The sequence below is a fragment of the Streptomyces anandii JCM 4720 genome (genome assembly GCF_014650655.1).
Taxonomy (GTDB): domain Bacteria; phylum Actinomycetota; class Actinomycetes; order Streptomycetales; family Streptomycetaceae; genus Streptomyces; species Streptomyces anandii.
Map to the genome: position 1 here is coordinate 1 of NZ_BMVJ01000102.1, position 800 is coordinate 800.

The following is an 800-nucleotide window of genomic DNA, read 5'->3' on the forward strand; positions in this document are numbered from 1 at the left end:
CGCGAGTGGCCGGAGACCGGCGACCGCCCGCGCCGGGCCGGGATCTCCTCCTTCGGCATCAGCGGCACCAACGCCCACACCATCATCGAAGAGGCCCCGGCCCCCGAACAGACCAAGCAGACTGACGAGACCGAACAAGCCCAGCAGACCCAGCAGACCCAGCAATCCCAGCAGAGCGACAGGGCGGCCCAGCCGCCCAAGCCGCTGCCCTGGTCGGTGTCGGGCAGGACGCCCGAGGCGCTGCGGGCCCAGGCCGGGCGTCTGCACGCCCACGTCTCGGAACACCCTGAACTCGATCCGCTGGACATCGGTTATTCGCTGGCCATGCATCGGGCCGCCTTCGACCACCGTGCCGTGGTGGTCGCGGGGGAGCGGGACGACTTCCTCCGCGCACTCACCGCCCTTGCCGACGGGGAACTCTCCCCGCGCCTGGCCGAGGGCACCCCGGTCCCCGGCAAACTGGCCTTCCTCTTCACCGGCCAGGGCAGCCAGCGGCCGGGAATGGGCCGCGAACTGTACGACGCCCACCCGGTCTTCGCCGAGGCGCTGGACGAGATCTCTCAGCAGTTCGAACTCCCCCTGCAGGACGTCCTATTCGGCGACGACGTGTCGGGGCTGCTGGACCGGACGGCGTACACGCAGCCCGCGCTCTTCGCCATCGAGGTGGCTCTGTTCCGGCTGCTGGAATCCTGGGGCGTCAAGCCGGACTTCGTCTCCGGGCACTCGATCGGCGAGCTGGCGGCCGCGCATTGTGCGGGTGTGCTGTCGCTGGAGGACGCGTGCACGCTGGTGGCGGCGCG

1 protein-coding gene is annotated in these 800 nt (G+C 70.8%); it reads left to right on the forward strand.

What is annotated here, in order from left to right:
• Window positions 1–800, forward strand: an 800-nt coding sequence (locus IE249_RS35490; protein WP_189711654.1) for an acyltransferase domain-containing protein, incomplete at both ends; no start/stop codon positions are given.